This is a genomic window from Bartonella sp. AA78NXGY, assembly GCF_042197005.1.
Taxonomy (GTDB): Bacteria; Pseudomonadota; Alphaproteobacteria; order Rhizobiales; family Rhizobiaceae; genus Bartonella.
Window position 1 is genome coordinate 59,721 of the sequence record NZ_JBHIRI010000008.1, and the last position, 18,445, is coordinate 78,165.

General features: G+C 37.2%; 13 protein-coding genes and 1 other RNA gene. 2 read left to right on the forward strand and 12 right to left on the reverse strand.

The window, feature by feature from the left end; all coding sequences use genetic code 11:
* Window positions 1-3: 3 nt before the first annotated feature.
* The 11 genes from mraY to ettA all read right to left on the reverse strand — a co-directional run bounded on the left by mraY (window position 4) and on the right by ettA (window position 15,537).
* The gene (mraY, locus tag ACFINL_RS05915; protein ID WP_375611992.1) at window positions 4-1,074 is read right to left on the reverse strand and encodes a phospho-N-acetylmuramoyl-pentapeptide-transferase; all 1,071 of its coding nucleotides are present in this window, start codon (window positions 1,072-1,074) and stop codon (window positions 4-6) included.
* A 22-nt stretch (window positions 1,075-1,096) separates the two neighbouring features.
* On the reverse strand, window positions 1,097-2,518 hold the full coding sequence (gene murF / locus ACFINL_RS05920) for a UDP-N-acetylmuramoyl-tripeptide--D-alanyl-D-alanine ligase (protein WP_375651004.1): 1,422 nt from the start codon (window positions 2,516-2,518) through the stop codon (window positions 1,097-1,099).
* Window positions 2,515-3,966, reverse strand: coding sequence for a UDP-N-acetylmuramoyl-L-alanyl-D-glutamate--2,6-diaminopimelate ligase (locus tag ACFINL_RS05925; RefSeq protein WP_375611990.1), 1,452 nt, complete (start codon window positions 3,964-3,966; stop codon window positions 2,515-2,517). Before ACFINL_RS05925 ends, murF begins: the two co-directional genes overlap by 4 nt.
* A 23-nt stretch (window positions 3,967-3,989) precedes the next feature.
* A complete protein-coding gene (locus ACFINL_RS05930; RefSeq protein WP_375611989.1) occupies window positions 3,990-5,732 on the reverse strand; it encodes a peptidoglycan D,D-transpeptidase FtsI family protein in 1,743 nt (580 codons plus the stop codon).
* Window positions 5,732-6,136, reverse strand: coding sequence for a hypothetical protein (locus ACFINL_RS05935; protein ID WP_375611988.1), 405 nt, complete (start codon window positions 6,134-6,136; stop codon window positions 5,732-5,734). The genes ACFINL_RS05930 and ACFINL_RS05935 overlap by 1 nt, the downstream gene beginning before the upstream one ends.
* On the reverse strand, window positions 6,133-7,131 hold the full coding sequence (gene rsmH, locus ACFINL_RS05940; RefSeq protein ID WP_375651008.1) for a 16S rRNA (cytosine(1402)-N(4))-methyltransferase RsmH: 999 nt from the start codon (window positions 7,129-7,131) through the stop codon (window positions 6,133-6,135). The genes ACFINL_RS05935 and rsmH overlap by 4 nt, the downstream gene beginning before the upstream one ends.
* Window positions 7,132-7,395: 264 nt before the next feature.
* Window positions 7,396-7,786: RNase P RNA component class A (gene rnpB, locus ACFINL_RS05945), an RNA gene on the reverse strand.
* 83 nt (window positions 7,787-7,869) lie between these two features.
* Window positions 7,870-8,379 carry a lytic transglycosylase domain-containing protein gene (locus tag ACFINL_RS05950; RefSeq protein WP_375651012.1) on the reverse strand — a complete coding sequence of 170 codons (510 nt, stop codon included), beginning with the start codon at window positions 8,377-8,379 and terminating at the stop codon, window positions 7,870-7,872.
* Window positions 8,380-9,741: 1,362 nt separating this feature from the next.
* A complete protein-coding gene (locus ACFINL_RS05955) occupies window positions 9,742-10,119 on the reverse strand; it encodes a hypothetical protein (RefSeq protein ID WP_375613361.1) in 378 nt (125 codons plus the stop codon).
* A 2,163-nt stretch (window positions 10,120-12,282) separates the two neighbouring features.
* Complete coding sequence (locus tag ACFINL_RS05960) at window positions 12,283-13,221, reverse strand: ArsR/SmtB family transcription factor (RefSeq protein WP_375651017.1); 939 nt, start codon at window positions 13,219-13,221, stop codon at window positions 12,283-12,285.
* 666 nt (window positions 13,222-13,887) lie between these two features.
* A complete protein-coding gene (ettA, locus tag ACFINL_RS05965) occupies window positions 13,888-15,537 on the reverse strand; it encodes an energy-dependent translational throttle protein EttA (RefSeq protein WP_375613359.1) in 1,650 nt (549 codons plus the stop codon).
* 162 nt (window positions 15,538-15,699) lie between these two features.
* On the opposite strand from ettA, the gene ACFINL_RS05970 reads away from it, so the two are divergent.
* Both ACFINL_RS05970 and pncA read left to right on the forward strand, forming a co-directional pair.
* Window positions 15,700-16,236 carry a hypothetical protein gene (locus ACFINL_RS05970; RefSeq protein WP_375651021.1) on the forward strand — a complete coding sequence of 179 codons (537 nt, stop codon included), beginning with the start codon at window positions 15,700-15,702 and terminating at the stop codon, window positions 16,234-16,236.
* Window positions 16,237-16,282: 46 nt separating this feature from the next.
* Window positions 16,283-16,891 carry a bifunctional nicotinamidase/pyrazinamidase gene (gene pncA / locus ACFINL_RS05975; RefSeq protein WP_375638342.1) on the forward strand — a complete coding sequence of 203 codons (609 nt, stop codon included), beginning with the start codon at window positions 16,283-16,285 and terminating at the stop codon, window positions 16,889-16,891.
* Window positions 16,892-17,365: 474 nt separating this feature from the next.
* On the opposite strand, the gene ACFINL_RS05980 is transcribed toward pncA, so the two are convergent.
* The gene (locus ACFINL_RS05980) at window positions 17,366-18,418 is read right to left on the reverse strand and encodes a DUF475 domain-containing protein (protein ID WP_375651025.1); all 1,053 of its coding nucleotides are present in this window, start codon (window positions 18,416-18,418) and stop codon (window positions 17,366-17,368) included.
* Window positions 18,419-18,445 lie beyond the last annotated feature (27 nt).

Below are 18,445 nucleotides of genomic sequence, written 5' to 3' on the forward strand. Positions count from 1 at the left end.
TTCTCACCGCAATTTAAGTGTTGAAAGACCTATGAGAGCGAGAACAATCGAAATAATCCAAAAGCGTATCACGACTTGGCTTTCAGTCCAGCCTTTTTTCTCAAAATGATGATGTATCGGTGCCATAAGAAACACGCGTTTTCTTGTTAATTTGAAATAACCAACCTGAATAACGACTGAAAAAGCTTCCACAACAAAAAGCCCACCAATAAGAACCAAAACAATTTCGTGTTTCGTAGCAACCGCAACAGTCCCTAAGAGTCCTCCAAGAGCCAATGAACCAGTATCTCCCATAAAAATAGCTGCAGGTGGTGCATTAAACCATAAAAAACCAAGCCCTGCCCCAACAACAGCTCCCAATAAAACAGCCAATTCACCTGTTCCCGATACATAATGGATTTGGAGATAATCAGCAAAATTCATATTACCAGAAAGATAAGCAATCAGAGCAAAAGATAAAGCTGCAACCATCACAGGAACAATAGCAAGCCCATCGAGTCCATCCGTTAAATTAACCGCATTACCCGTCGCAACAATGACGAAAGCAGAAAAAGGAATAAAAAACCAGCCCAAATTGATAAGATAATCTTTTAAAAAAGGCAAAGCTAATCCAGATGAGCCAATTTTCAAGATGGCAAAAGCCGCAATTGCCGCAACAAAAAACTCCAAGCTTAATCGTGCTTTCCCAGAAAATCCTTTGTCTGTTTGTTTTGTGACCTTAAGATAATCGTCATAAAATCCAATTCCCCCAAAAGAAAGCATAACCAATAGCGATACCCAAAAATAAATATTCGATAAATTACCCCATAAAAATGCCGATACCACAATGCCGATTAAAATCATCAATCCACCCATTGTAGGTGTTCCAGCCTTTTTAAAATGTGTTTGAGGACCATCAGCACGAATCGGTTGCCCCTTACCCTGCCGCAATTTAAGAGAAGCAATGATGCTAGGTCCAAACAAAAAGACGATAAGCCCCGAAGTAAGCATAGCCGCTATCGTGCGAAAAGTAATATAACGAAATACATTCACACCTGGAAGCCAATCACTAAACGAAGAAAAAAATAGCATCATGGAATAAAAAAACCTCTTAAAACTATGAAGAAACCGCTTTATAGCGATCAAGCAATGCAGTCACAATATTTGATGAACAAAGGCTATTGGATGATTTAACCATAAGCAGATCCCCAGAAGAAATTTCTGCTAAAAGAAGCGATAAAATTTTCTCAATATTTTCAGCATAATGAACCTTAACACCAGCAGACAAATCACTGACTAAAGATTTCATCGCCTCACCAAATAGAAAAACCGGATTAGCACCAGAAAGACGTATTGGTTTTATTAAATCACGATGAAGCTTTTCACTATACTCCCCTAACTCTAGCATATCTCCTAAAATAGCAATTCGCCGCCCCCCTTTCCCTACAGGCCCTGTAGCAAGAAGCTCAAGTGCAGCACGCATAGAAGCAGGATTTGCATTATAGCTTTCATCAATGAGATAAAATTCACCCCCATTTGATAAAGACAGTCGATAACGAACACCTCGCCCCTTTTGAGAAGAAAAATGGCGAAAAGAAAGAAAAACAGGCTCTAGCTCAACCCCCATAGCATCACAAGCAGCAATAACCCCTAAACTATTTTGCACAATATGGCGCCCAGGAGCACCAATTTGGACCTCCCTATCCCGCCCCCCCATACGCACAATCATAGAAGAACTATCGGTTAGAAGACGTATATCATGCGCTTGATAATCAGCATCTTTAGTCTCACCAAAGCTTAAGATCTTTTTTACACCGCATTTCTTTGCTTTTTGAACGAGATAAGAAAAAAAATCACTATCCGCATTTAAAATGGCAATGCCTTCCTCATCCAATCCTTCAAAAATTTCAGCTTTTGCCTTTGCTATTTCTTCAAGATCCTTGAAAAAACCCATATGTCCTGCACAAATATGCGTAATGAGAGCAACATGCGGACAAACCAGTTTGACCAGAGGGCGAATTTCATCTCTGTGATTCATGCCAATTTCAAAGATACCATAATCACTCTCCACAGGCATCCGCGCTAAAGTGAGTGGAACCCCCCAGCAATTGTTTAAAGAAGCGAGATTCGCATGAACATTCCCAGCCGTTGCAAGTGCTTGTTTCAAAGCTTCTTTTGTCGTTGTTTTTCCCACCGATCCTGTTATCGCGATAATCTTAGCTCTTGAACGTTTGCGTGCAGCTTGTGCAAGTTGTTCTAAGGCGTGCAAAACATCAGGAACGACAATGAGTGGAGCCGATATCTTTTTCATATCCCTCAAACGGTGTTCCGCAACGATAAGAACGCCTGCACCTCGTTCATAAGCTTGCGCAGCAAAATCATGACCATCAAGATGATGCCCTTTAATGCAGAAAAAAACATCCCCTTCCGCAAGAGTACGGCTATCAATGGAAACCCCAGAAAAAGTTTCTGGCAGGCTTCCCATTACAACACCATTAACTGCAGCAACAAGTGCTTGCTTATCCCATAAAGCTGTCATTTTTTTCGGTCCTCTAAAGCTTCTATCGCTTTCAGACGATCTGAAAAAGGATAAGTTGTCTGCCCTATAATTTGGCCATCCTCATGACCTTTTCCAGCAATGATTAATGTATCACCAACTTTCAAAAGCTCCACCGCGTAAGAAATAGCCTCTCCACGATCTGCTATCTCTATTGCTGTTGGCACCGCCTGTAAAATATCCTTGCGTATTTTTTCTGGCATTTCTGTGCGAGGATTATCATCCGTTACAATAACAATGTCCGCTTTATCCGCCGCAATTTTTCCCATCAAAGGTCTTTTCCCTTGATCACGATCTCCTCCACAACCAAAAACAACGATCAAGCGCCCTTGCGTAAAGGGACGAACAGAAAGCAAAACCTGCTCCAAAGCTTCTGGTTTATGGGCATAATCAATGTAAACAAGCGCATTATTTTCTGTCTTTCCCACAAACTCTAACCGCCCAGGTGCTCCCTGCAAAGTTTCAAGCGCAGAAAAAACCTTACGAGGTGAAACGCCCGTTGCAATTGCTAACCCCGCTGCCATAAGCGCATTGGCGACCTGAAAATCTCCAGCTAAAGGCAAATCAAATGTATAAATATTGTTTTCCACACGACACTCAATACACTGTTTTGAGCGTTGATGTTCGACACGATTAATCGTGATAAATTGCCCCTTACGACCAATTGTCAAGACACGGCGGCGCGCTTGTGTAACAACATCAATAACCTTTTGTGAATAAACATCATCAGCAAAAATCAAAGCAGGAGCAGATACAGGCAAAAGTGTATCAAACAACCTCATTTTAGCCCGCAAATAATCCTCTACCCCCGTGTGATAATCCATGTGATCTCGCCCTAAATTGGTAAAGGCACCAGCCGTTAAACGGACTCCATCAAGTCGTCCTTGGTCAAGCCCATGCGAAGAAGCTTCAAGAGCTGCATGAGTCACACCTTCATGAGAAATTTCATAAAGAAGACGGTGCAAGACGACCGGATCAGGTGTTGTGAGAGAACCATAAACATTCCGTTTAGGAGAAACAACACCAACCGTTCCTATACTCGCAGCACAAAATCCAGCATAAGTCCAAATTTGCCGAAGAAAAGAGACAACAGATGTTTTACCACTTGTACCAGTCACAGCAACGACCGTTTCAGGCTGAGAACCGTAAAAACGTGCAGCTGCCAACGCTAAACTATGACGAACATTAGAAACACGTAAAATGGGAACAGATAAATCCTCAAGAACAGCATGATAATCTGTAACGATTGCTCGTGCGCCACGCTTTATCGCATCATCTATATAGTGCCTTCCATCACTTTTTTTTCCTTGAACAGCGACAAAAACATAGCCTGGCAAAACTTGCCGAGAATCCACACTTATTCCTGTTATTTCTATTGAAGAAAGACTTTCATCTTCAACACATTCTGTAAAAACTGTTCCCAACAACATGATAACGCACCTTTATATTCATTTTACCGTTGTTTAACGAAACTTGAATTGCTCTTTTTACTTAAAAGAGGCTCATATTCTTTTTTAAAATCGGGTTTTACACCAAGAAAACTAGCTGTGCGACGAACAATATTAGCAAGCATTGGTCCAGCATTCATTCCCGCTGTTGCTGAACGCTGTCCCTCCTCTGGCTTTGGTTCATCGATAATTGTTAAAACAACATAAGCAGGATCTTCAATAGGAAAAGCAGCAAGAAAACTATTGAAATTTTTTGTTTTAGAATATTTTCCATTTTCAACTTTTTCAGCTGTTCCTGTCTTACCACCTACACGATAGCCTTCTACTTTTGCATTACGTCCAGAACCAATATCACTATTTAATTGATAAAGGTAACGCATATTTTGACTTGTTTTAGCCTGCAAAACCCGTTTTGCATGGTGCAGAGTTTGTTCTTTTGTGCGTTTTAAAAATGTCGGAGCAATTAACCAACCACCATTCATTAAAGCAGCAGCCCCGACAGCTGTTTGCAAGGGTGTTGTTGCCATACCATGCCCAAAAGAAATCGTCATAGAATGTATATCCTTCCAATGATGTGGCACAATAGGGTGGGCAACTTCAGGCAACTCTGTTGTGAGACGATCCAGTAATCCAAGTTTTTGTAAAAAACCACGATGTTTATCAATCCCTATCGCCAATGCCTCTTTAGCAGAACCAATATTAGAAGAATAAATAAAAACCTCCCATAACGTTAAGGGTCGATTTTTTCCATGAAAATCATGAATAGTATACCCACTACTTGCTTTTATTGGCTTTGAAGCATCAATAATACTGTTTAAATAAAAAATATTGGAATCAAGTGCCATGGCGGTCGTAAAACTTTTAATAATCGATCCCATTTCAAAAGCTCCTGCCGTCATCCGATTGAGACGATCACTTTTTAAAGCTTCGATAGGATTTCCAGGATCAAAATCTGGTAGTGATGCCAAAGCCAAAACTTCCCCCGTATGTATATTTAAAATAACAGCTCCTGCAGCAATTGCCTTATAACGCTTCATAGCCTGAATAAGTTCATCATGAACAATTGCCTGAACACGCACATCAATCGAAAGCTGAACTTGTTTTAATGATTCTTCCATGGCAAGACCAGCAGCACGCAGAGCACTCAAACCCGCATCATCAATATATTTTTCCATACCTGCAATGCCCTGATTATCAACATTCACCATGCCGAGAATATGGGAAGTTACAGGTCCATCAGGATAAAAGCGACGAATTTCAGTCCGAAAACCAATTCCTGGTATACCAAGAGCCATAATTTGTGTCTTCTGCATTGGTGTTAACCCACGCTGTATCCAAGAAAAACCAGTTTTTCTTTTTAAGCGCTTATAGGTTTCCTGCCAATTAAGATCAGGCAAAACTGTTGAGAGCAATTCAATTGTTTCATCCACATCAATAATACGTCGTGGCTCAGCAAAAAGTGAATAAGTTTTAATATCTGTTGCCAATAAACGACCATTACGATCAACGATATCAGGACGTGCCATCAATTGAAGAACTCCAGGCCCTTTTGCTTCTTCAATCTGTCCACCTTCCAACCCATAAGAAATAAGGCAAGCCCCCATGATGCCATATAAAATTAAAAAGCAGAACAACGAAAAAAGCAAACGTGGACGACTAGAATAGGGACGACGAACAGAAACATTATGATTATTCAACGAATTCTTTAAGCGCTTTTTCTTCTGTGAGAATAAAAAAGTCGATTTCATTACTGCGCGCCTTTTTGGACAACACTATTGATCTGAGAAGCCCGATTATTTGTCAAAATATCTTGATTATCTTCCAAGATATTTTGTTTAATCACTTCTTCAATTTGATCATGTACCCGTACCGGAATGTCTTTAAACTCCACGATTTGACGCGGCTGTATAACCTCTAACCCAAGTTCTTTCTGATAACGTTTCGCAAGTTTTTGCATGCGTGAAGGCCTTATCATCACAGCCCACTCAGCATGAAGCAAACTTACCGTATTTTTTGCTGCAGCAATTTCATGCTCAAGATGAAGAACTTCGTTCATTCGCTTTTGAACATCATATTTTACCTTATAAGTAAGTCCTGCCATACAAATCATAATCAACACTAAAATCATATCAAATGTACGAAAAACTGTCATTTTTTGCTGCCTTCAAAACTGGCAATCTCTGCTAAACCAAATAATTTCATATCTGCTGCAAGAGCCTCTGCTTCAGTCCGTACACCAATACGCAACCTCGCAGAACGTGAACGAGGATTTTTCTGTAACTCCTCTTTAGTTGCCGTGATCCCACCTCGAAACAAAGGAAAAAATGTTGCTGGAGCAGCCTTTATTTCTGGCAGATAGCGTGATCTCATACATTCTCCAGAACGAGCCGAAAAAAATCTTTTGACCATACGATCTTCAAGAGAATGAAAACTGACAACCCCCAAACGGCCTCCAGCTTTTAAAACGCGTTCAGCAGCAAATAAACCACATGCCAATTCACCAATTTCATCATTAACATAGATACGAAGAGCCTGAAATACACGTGTTGCCGGATGAATACGATCTCCCGGCTTACGTCCTATCAACGTTTCGATAGCATACGCCAAATCACCTGTACGCAAAAAAGGCTGCACAACACGACGCTTTTCAATCATCCGTGCAATTCGCCCCGCATAACGCTCTTCCCCTAATATCTTAAAAATACGTGCCAAATCCCTTGCTTTTAAATGATTGACAACATCGCTGGCTGTAAAACCAGTCTGAGCCATTCGCATATCCAATGGACCATCTTTTTGAAAAGAAAAACCTCTTTCTGCTTCATCAAGCTGCATTGAAGAGACACCAATATCCAAAATAACTGCATCCACCTTCTCTTCAACGACACGATCGAGCTGTGAAAACGCCATATGGACCAAACGAAGGCGTGGAAAAAATTCTTCAACAAGCGATTGTCCTGCACTGATAGCATAAGGATCACGATCAAGAGCAATCACCTGTGCCCCTGCCTTTAACAAAGCGCGCGTATAACCACCAGCACCAAAGGTGCCATCAATCACTTTTGCTCCAACCAATGGCATAAGCCCAGCCAAAACTGGCTGTAACAACACTGGAATATGGCGTTCAGCTCTTTGATCCTGCTTTATCAAAATAATCCGTCTTGAAGTTATGCTGTCTTAAATCAACAGCTCTCTCATGGCAACTGATCTTAGAATAACCTAGCCTTCAACTTTCACATTAATCACAATGAACGAAAAAACTAAAGTTATCCCAAAACAGATCCTAACGCATTATACTTAAAGAAATGTTATAATTTTTTTAAACACCCTTTGCTCAAGTGTCCATTTCAAACACATAGACTCCATAAAAGACCATATATAATTGATCTTATAAAATATCGCCTATCATCATGAAATATCAGTCGGCCTATAAGCCGGGTTCTGTAGAGTAAAGCTTACACTTTACATGGCAACCATTCATCTGGGACGGATGTTACCATCCGCCTCGTGCAACCTACCCGAATGACTCGCCCGGAAATCGGCTGCAAATTAAATTTTGCACGTCATTTCTATTTGGTCTTGCTCCCGGTGGGGTTTACCTTGCCACATTCATTACTGAATGCGCGGTGGGCTCTTACTCCACCCTTTCACCCTTACCTATAAAAATAGGCGGTTTACTTTCTGTGGCACTTTCCCTAGGGTCACCCCTGCCGGGTGTTACCCGGCACCGTCTTTCCATGGAGCCCGGACTTTCCTCACCTGCCGTATTTCAGTATCAGACAAGCGCGGCTGCCCAGCCGACTGACATACTGATTTATAAAACATTTTCTGCTCCGTGAAAATAGCATCTTAAAATATTTTATGACAAACCTCTCTCAACAGATGTTTTTATTTTAATGAAGCCAGATAAGTCTTTACTTTTGCGCAATATTTCGCTGAAATGGAATTCATTTTTTTTGCAGCATGACCTGCGTTATATTTAAGGATTGTACCACACGTACTTCCACCACTGAGTTTATAGGCCCTTGCCAAATAACGCATACCATATTCAAGATTGGTCGCAGGATCGTACAAATCCTGTACAGAACCACTAAAGCCCAACCCTCGTGCCGTAGAGGGTTTAATTTGCATCAAACCTATTTCGCCAGCAGCCCCCTTTATACCTGCCTTATAATTACTTTCAACTTTTACAACAGCATGTGCTAAATTAACGGGAACATTATATTTATTCGCAAGTTTCTGAATAAGAAACTCATAAGGACGAGCAGAAATCTTAGAAGCAACAATCACTGAGGTTTCTCGTGATTCCGCAACATTTAAGACACTATGAGTCCAACTTATATCAAATACAAAAAATACAGCACATGCTGTATTTAACAAGATTTTCAAAAATTGCATTTTCTTTCTCTTCACTCAAACATTCTCAAATTCTAGCCGCAAGTAATTTGCAAATGTATTATACAAAAAAGAAAGCAAAAGAACGTCTTTAAAAAGGAAATAGTAAGACAATTTCAAGATAAAATTATGAAATAAAAGAATATATCTTTATGCACAAGTCTCAGATTTCTCTATATCATAAAATAAAAAAAATAAAAAGACTATAATTAATCTTATAGCGTATCAAATAAAATGATATAATCTATAACTTGCGGCTATCACTGTTGTATCAATCAATTTTTATATTAAAAAAATAGCATCTGAACTAGATGTAATATTTTTTACATAAGATTATTAATTTTTTTATTGAGATCAATCCCTCAAAGAAAGAGAGACAAGAGCATCTTTTTACCGAAGATGCTCGATATCAAAAAAGGTTCACAAAAAATATAAACCGTTATCAACGCTTCTCTCTGATTAATAAACACCCACTGCACTCTTTATGTCCGATAAAATCTCAAAAAATCACAAAACAAATCTCCCCATCATTGCGCATAAAAAATTCATAAATATATTAAAACCATCATACTCTTTACCAATTCAAAATATTGGAACAGACTTTTAGCTCTCAAGATGTCTCAAAGAAGCTTTTTAATTCCTTTTTAAAAGAGTTTTTATCCACACAAGCCTCTACTTGTGGTATACAAGAAACTGATTTTAATTTTTTCACCATGGATAAATTTAAAATGAGAGGATTTTACAATTCTTAAGATTCTCATTCAATATAAAATGATAAATTATCATTATAAAACAATATACTAAAAAAGTTATATCCGTTTTTATCCCTACAACAAAGCTTAACAATTACTTGTGTCTATTTTTTTGAAAAATGTTAGAAAACTCAATACCCCCAAAGCCTTTTTAAATAAAAATAGACCTCTCATCTTCATTCAAATATTTTTTCTTTGTCACAGACTATCATCTTATCAGTCTTGCACCTCATTTTCAGAAATCATACAAGTGGATAAATATCCTAAAATCCGTAGAACAAAAAAAGCTTAAATCCTTTAAAAAATTTTATTTTCTCATATCAAATAAAAAAATAACCGGCATATAAAATGCAGTTAACGTGTTTTATTATAATCAATACTGCTTTTGTCATTGTAGCGATTGATAATGCAATTAACTTGGACCAATACCCTTGATAGACTTTCTATCACTCCTGTAATGATTGCAACATTACCCTTATACTCCAATTGCTTACCTTTTGAGAGATAAATTTTGTTAATACCTTACAAATTGATTATCTCCTCGCACTTTTCAAAATTTCACGAAAAGCTCTTTCTCCTTAAAATAAAACCCAAAAGCGCAATTAAAAAATAGCTAAAAATAAGCATTAGCAACGGAAGGACGAGAAATCGCTTTTGAGAGAGCCATAGCAACAGTTTCACCAGATTTTTGAGCCTGCTCACGACTCTGACCACTTTTAGAAGCAAGCGCAATTACATCACGACGCAGCTGCGCAATAAACAACTCCTGCTGTTGAGGGGTCATCTTAGAAAGATGCTTGATAATATCTGGAAAAGATACGGATAATCTCTCTAACAACTCCTCCTCTGTTACATCAAGCTGCTGAGAAGAAAAAGAAGAGCGACCGGAAAAAAACTGATAAACAGCACTACTTTGAGAAGCAAAAAAGACAGCGCCAGAAATAAAAAATACAAATAAAATAAAAATAATACGATGTGAAAAAGATCCCATTATCTCTTACCTAAAGATCACAGAATACAAACATAGCTTCCTTTTACGATTCTTCTTATAACATGCAACAATGCCTCAATAAAGAAAAATCAAATTATTAAAAATGAATACGCTAACACTATCCGCCCAATAAGACTCGCCCCTCTATGTATTTAGGTACTATAGGCGAAACAATAACAGATCTTACACTCCCCCCCCTAATAACACCTTACATTTCCTAAAATAATTACAAAAAGCCTGACTGAGGAAATCCTCAGTCAGGCCAGACAATCTAGGGGATCCACGCGGGGGGGGGGGGGAGGAGGTTCCCCGATTGTCCTCTTACATCAACCACTAAGATAGCCGATGCAATATTCTTGCTATGGAATAAAATTCTTTAAACAACAAGAAATTCTTATCATCTTCTACGCAAAAAAACATAAAAGAATTATAAATTATTTAAAAATGTTTAAATTTAGGCAAAAAAAGTTTAAAATGACCCAATTTGAAGCAATTTTATTTCAATAAGCATCAATTAGAATCTACGATCATTATAACTTTTAAATAGTTTCTTTCATAACTCTGATGATCATATTAAAAAACAGTAATTTCTACGTATCCACCCTATAAAAATAAAACTACGTAAAAGTAGAATCACTTTTCCAACAGCAATCACCACAAAAAGAAAAACGTAGATTTTTAAAATCTTACACAAATAACCGTAAAAAATGGAAAACATCTTCTTGCAAGAAAGCTATGAATTATTTAAATAAAACAATAAATTAGAGAAAATAAAATCTTATCTATCTTTATAAAAAATTTCTGTAAATGATCATTAAAATATTGTTACATCCCTCATGTAACAATCAATGAGGAACTTAAACAGCTTAATCTTATGAGAAAATGAGAACTCTGAAGGTATTTTTTTCGAATCACGCCCCATCGTCATTCCAAATAACGATAAACCATTTTACAATAACCAACAGTCTCTAACGCATTTTAACATAACAAACCGAAATCAATGCAGACATTTTCTCTTAATCTCTATCATTTAAATGATCCCGTAAAATAATACACACAGTAGTTTCTATGCTCAAAAATTTTTATATTCTGTTCTTCTAACGTAAACAATTCATTAATTTACAATCATAACTCATCATTTTACAATTTACATGAGAAACCTCAAGAACGTAAGATTCCCTTATTTTCAATCTTCGTCTATTGAATTAATGAATAGCCATACTATCGCACATCACAAACAAGAAGAAGCATATGGATAAAAAACATAAAACAATGATGCCGGCTTACAACTTTTACTTAAACTAAAGACGATGGTGCCCTATCAATTTTACGCTATAACCACGGACTGCGTCATAAGATGAGAGGCAAACATAAAAAGAAAGAAAATACTTTTGGCAAAAACAATGGACTTATTTAATAATCTTCATAACTTCTCATGATAAAGAGATACGAAACTTTAGTGTAATATCACGCTTTTCTTTCCTACTTTCAGCCACAGACTATCCATAGATCATCGCCGATCTTATTTTTATGAATATAATGCATTGTCTTACCCTTTTACTTTTTCGTCTTTTTAGAGCATCTTTTTGCACCCCTCACTAAAAGTTCTAAGGTACTCCTTATCTAAAAACCTGTTTTAAAGAGATATTTTAAGATCTATTGGGCACCACCATCTCTGATATTTATAAAGGTATGAGCCTTCACTATGATTATATTGTGCGGCATTATATCATATTGCAGCCGCTCTCACATTTAGAAAATGTATTTTCTTTTACAAACGGTATCATTAAGATAAATACCTTCTTTTGTAGCAGACAAACAGACTCTTTCGGATTCTGAAACAGGAAATTTGAAATGAAACAACATTCCTGTATTTAAACCTCTTATTGAGTCTAAAAAAATCAATGATCTTTTAAAATCAATATATTGGCTAATAACATAAATATGATAGCAAGAACACCTTAAATAATGATCCTCATAGGCTTAACTCTATAGAAGGTGCTTCATTATACAGCCTACACGCCGCTATAAAACACCAATACTCCCATATAAAAACATAATACAAATGTAAAAAACAATAGCTTATCAATGATTGAATAAAGTTTTATCTCTACGCTATTCCTTGAGAAAAATCAGAGTATAAAGCACGTTAACAAACGCGATTTATGCAAAATCTACTTGTTTATCTTTGATATCGTCAACCAATAAACGCAGATCACGAGCAAGCCAAAGCGTAGCAATCCCCTCCTCACTGTTTTCATTTTGTATAGGAGTAAGACAAACCGTTTGTTCTAGAACAAGTCCCGCATTTTTAAGCCATTGTTCTATTTGTAAAGCCGAAAATCCAAAACGCATATGCACTTGATCAGAATATGAAGACTCAATTTCATGATAACCAAAATCCACAATCAATAAACGGCCATGAGGACGCAAAACACTTGATATCTCATGAAGGAATATTTCAGGATTTTCAAGAAAATGTAAAACCCAATGAAGAATAACTAAATCAAAAGTTGTATCTCCAACAGACAAGTGAAAAACATTGCTATCAAGCACAACTTGAACCGCATGCGTATAAAGATTAGAAAACAATTTTAAGATAGAGTCTCCACCTCTTCCAATATTCAACATCGTCTGAAATGGTTTATCGCCAATGATTTCAAGTAACGAGTTTTCTACACCATGATCTGCCATATAGGATGACCGTAATACATCCCGTTGCAACGCATTTTGTAAGAAATGCTTCTTCCTCGTTTTTTGACGCTGCTTTTTAACATCCTTCAAACGTTCTAAATCATGCGCTAACAACACATCATCCTTTGGCAAAGCCGAAAGAATACCTATCACAATGTCTTTACCCCAAAAATCATGACAAAGCTTAAAATAAAGGCTATCCCCCTTCTGATAACGCTCAATCAATCGTGCTTCGTACAATAAACGTAAATATCGTGATATACACGCTTGCGACTGATCAAGAATAAAAATAAAATCAGGAATTGTTAAATCTTCATGATGTAAGAGCCTAAGAACACGTAAATGGCTTACTTCTGCGACCGCTTTCAGCAGCACAATCATTGCATCTAAACTTGCACTTTTTTTCATAATTATCCCCTAAACATTCCTATAAACATTTGTTTATAGGAAAAAAAGTCAAGCATACAACGCATATTCTCATCTATTTTGTTCTCTCTATTTTATCATACTATGAAAAAAATAGGCTAATGTAAAAAACGAACAGATCTTATCTCCCTGCTTCTCGTTATAATGAGAATACATTGATTTATAATAATAATTCATTTTTAACTTGAATAAAAAACCGGAATACCGTAGATTTTTCTCATTTCAAATCTATTCATGATAAATCAATCCAAATCATTCTCTTACAGCTCATAAACGGAGGGGACAGATGGATAAAAATACCTTTTATGCCCACCTCAAAACAAAAACTGCATACTATTGAGAAAAAATAACATGATAATGCCAGCTTGCATTTTTATTAAGTAAAGATGATAATGCTCAATGACCAAGGCATTTGTAGAAGTAATACTATACGCTCCATCCCCTCCTTTTCATTGCAGTTTTACAAAAAATAACCGGTTATATATCATGAGTAAAATAACCCTATTTAGGTCATAATTTCATAAAGTGTCTCTTACTCTTTTCAATGAATAAAAACTCCCACAGAGTACACACACACTTTATTTATGAAATAACAAACGCAATAAAATACACTATTATTCTAACAAAGTTGCGATAAGATAAAAAATTCTAGCGTGTAAGAGGTTTATAATTTGCATGCTTAGGATTAAGAGATTCCGCCCCAAGACGACGAACTTTATCAGCCTCATATTCAGCAAAATTACCTTCAAACCATTCTACATGACCATCACCTTCAAAGGCTAAAATATGTGTTGCCAATCGATCAAGAAACATACGATCATGCGATATGATAACTGCACAACCAGCGAAATTTTCCAATGCATCTTCCAATGCACCCAATGTTTCAGTATCAAGATCATTTGTCGGTTCATCAAGAAGAAGCACATTTCCCCCCTCTTTTAGAAGTTTCGCCAAATGTACGCGATTGCGCTGCCCTCCTGATAAATTTGCCACCTTCTGCTGCTGATCTGCCCCCTTGAAATTAAAAGCCCCGCAATAAGCGCGGCTATTCATCTCATATTTGCCTAATTTAATAATGTCATTTCCACCAGAAATTTCCTCCCAAACAGTTTTATCCCCCACCAAGGAATCGCGACTCTGATCCACATAACTCATGTGAACTGTTTCACCGATACGTATCTGACCTGAATCGGGCTTTTCCTGTCCCGTCAACATTTTAAACAAGGTCGACTTTCCCATACCATTGGCCCCAATAACGCCGACAATGCCACCAGCAGGAAGTTTAAAAGAAAGAGAATCAATCAATACACGTTCACCATAAGCTTTAGAGAGATTATCAACCTCAATAACAACTTGTCCTAACCTTTCTCCAATAGGAATAATGATTTGCGCCTCTCCAGGACGGCGCTCACGTGCTGCTTGAACCAACTCATCATAAGCCTTAATCCGAGCTTTTGACTTTGCTTGTCGCCCTTTTGGACTAGAAGCGATCCATTCTTGCTCACGTGATAAAGCACGTTGACGCGCTGCCTCTTCACGGCCTTCCTGAGCCAAACGCTTGGCTTTAGCCCCCAAATAAGCAGAATAGTTCCCCTCATAAGGAATACCTCTACCGCGATCTAATTCTAAAATCCAACCCGTTACATTGTCGAGAAAATAACGATCATGGGTTATCAAAAGCACAGCCCCAGGATATTCACGTAGGTGCCTCTCAAGCCAAGCCGTCGTTTCAGCATCTAAATGGTTTGTCGGTTCATCCAAAAGTAATAAATCAGGTTTTGACAAAAGCAATTTACAAAGTGCAACACGCCGCTTCTCACCACCCGAAAGTTTTGTTACATCCCCATCGGCTGGCGGACAGCCAAGAGCAGCCATTGCCATTTCCACTTGACTTTCTAAATCCCAAAGATTCTGACTGTCAATAATGTCCTGAAGCTGTGCACTTTCATCAGCCGTTTCCTCGCTATAATTCATCATCAATTCGTTATAACGCTCAAGAATTTCCTGTTTATCTGCAACACCTTCCATCACATTACCACGCACATCTTTGCTCGCATCAAGCAAAGGTTCTTGTGGTAGATAACCACAGCGTGCTCCTTCAGAAATCCATGCTTCTCCCGTATATTCTTTATCTAGCCCAGCCATAATACGTAAAATAGTTGACTTCCCTGCACCATTCGGCCCTAAAATACCGATCTTCGCATCTGGATAAAAAGACAAATGAATATTTTCTAGAACTTTTTTATTGCCGTAAGACTTGTTAAGCCCAGCCATATGATAGATAAATTGACGTGCCATAAATTTCTCTTTATATTATGCGATATTAAAGATTAGGATTTTGAAAAAAACTGCTTTTGCTTTTTGAAACAGTACAGTAAATAGCACTTACATCGTATCAAAAGCTTTTCGCTTTATATTGGTACATTTTTTCTAATCTCACAAGCCCCAGTATGGTCCTGAATGCAAAAAAACATCCCCCTAAAGAGCAAAAAGCAAATCTTTTTAGCTGTCCCTGAAACCTGTTATCAAACCTTGCCTCTCTTTTCCATACCAGATATAACATTGTATTTTTATCGTATTAAACCGACTTATCAATGTAATATGATACCACAAAGAAAAGCAATTCTCTATGCGCCTTCTTTTCTCGCTTTATGGGCTTTATATTACGCAGTAAAAAATCCTTCTCTTTTTTCATCGATTTTTTGCTACGGAAAGCAATGGACTTCACCCCTTGCCTTGATATGGCTTAAATTACGTTTACAAAACGACCGCCGCCTTATGGGATCTGACGTCCCAAGCCCAATGATCATGAAAGCTTTGCATCAACACGTAGCAACAAATGAATACAGTGCCCTTCCCATTGGTACGTGGTTACAATTCGTAAAAAACTATAAAGCCAATTGTAAAAACTTATCCATCCCCCTCTTTTGGCTTGATAATTATAAAAATAATATCAATATCCAGCACATCATTTCAAAACTTCAAGACGACATATAGCTTTTTAAAAATACGATAAAAGCTCATCTCGTATAGGAATATATTTATGGAAAAAAAAGCCTTAATCGTCATTGATGTTCAAAATGACTTCTTACTAGGTGGAGCACTTGCCGTACCTCAAGGTGATGCTATTTTACCCGCCGTCAATAATCTCATAAATCATTTTCACCACGTTATCTTAACCCAAGACTGGCATCCCAAAAACCATTGCAGCTTTGCTTCCTGCTATCCTGAAAAAAAGCCCTATGATACAGTCATTCTTGACTATGGTCCTCAAATACTTTGGCCTGATCATTGCATACGAGGAACACAAGGAGCAGAATTCCATCCATCTCTTAGAGTAGAAAAGGCACAACTTATCCTTAGAAAAGGCTATAATCAAAAAATGGATAGCTATTCTGCTTTTCTTGAAAATGATCAAAAAACACCAACAGGTTTACATGTTTATCTCAAAGAACATGGTTTTACCAAGCTCATTATGTGTGGCTTAGCAACTGATTTTTGTGTCGGATTCTCTGCTCTTCACGCCATACAATACGGTTTTAAAGTCAGTGTTTCATTAAATGCTTGTGCTGGTATTGATGTAAACGGATCACTAAACACTATGCTTAAAACTATGAACGAAGCAGGGATAGAACTGTTAATGCTCTCCTAAAATATTCTTTTCTCATCTACCATTATAACATTCTGATTTATAATGAATAAATTTTTTTACCTATTTAAGTAAGGAACGAAAATATCGTAAAATTCTCTCATTTCAACCCTATTTCAACACCATTCTCTTAAAACATCACAAATAGGATTGATGTATGAATAAAAATCTTGCAAAAAAAACAGCCAAAAGGCTTCTTATGAATCATTAAATGCAAGAGCAGTTATGATACTGAAAGCTGGTAAAAAGTATAGCGTAAACTTGCACCTTATATTGAAGTCAAAAAGCCTCTATACGTCAAAAGTTATCCAAAAGATTATACATTATTTCCCTCATGGAGGGGAAATCGTGCAATGATCTCCTCTTTAAAACAAAAACATCAATAAGCAATAAAATAGTATTTTATTTTGCATAAAAGACCTCTTTCTATTCAAAGATATGCGATAAACAAAAGTGTGAAAAAGGAAGAAATCTCCATTACTTAGATACAACATGTTCATCTAATTGACGATGCTTAAAACGAATCGAAGAATATAATGCCATTCCAATAATACAGACTCCCACAAGTCCTGTTAAAACTTCAGGAACCGATATAATCGTTTGCAGATACATAATCACTGCAAGAACTAGAATTGCATAAAAAGCACCATGCTCTAAATAACGATAATGCAATAATGTTCCTGATTCAACCAACATAATTGTCATAGAACGAACGTAAAATGCTCCGATACCAAGACCTATCGCAATAATAAAAAGGTTGTGTGAAAAGGCAAAAGCACCAACCACGCCATCGAAAGAAAAACTAGCATCAAGAACTTCTAAGTAAAGAAACGCCCCTACTCCCCCGTGAGCTACTGTTGTTAAAGTCTTTTGAGGAGTATCCAAGAGATGACCGACAACTTCAACACCGATAAAGGTCAAAAGTCCATAAAGTGCTGCTAATAAAAAAGTTATTTTATTTTCTGCGTCAATCTGAGTTGAAACAAATAAGATCAAAATCAAAACAATTGCAATATCAATTCCAACAAGCGCCCCAAACTTTTGAGCAAATCTCTCTATAACATTAAGCCAATGCACTTCTTTTTCAGAATCAAAAAAATATTTTAAGCCAACCATCATAAGGAAAGTTCCTCCAAAAGCAGCAATCCCCATATGCGCATCGGTTAAAACTTCAGCATATCGATGTGGTTCCCATATCGCTAATTTGACTGCCGCAATTGGATTAATCCCAACAGCAACGACAACCACCAATAATGGAAAAACAATTCTCATCCCAAATACAGCTATCAAAATACCCCATATAAGAAAACGACGACGCCACAATGGACTCATTCTACTAAGAACACGCGCATTGATAATAGAATTATCAAAAGATAAAGAAATTTCCAAAATTCCTAAAACAAAGCAAATAAAAAAATATTTAAGAAAACCAGTAATACTTTCCGTTTCAAACCAACCAATAACCCCTCCTAAAAAGACACCAATAATCGTGAAAAAAAAAGCAAACCCAAAATAGCGTAATAGGGACATGATCATTCCTCAAAGTTTATTTTCTAC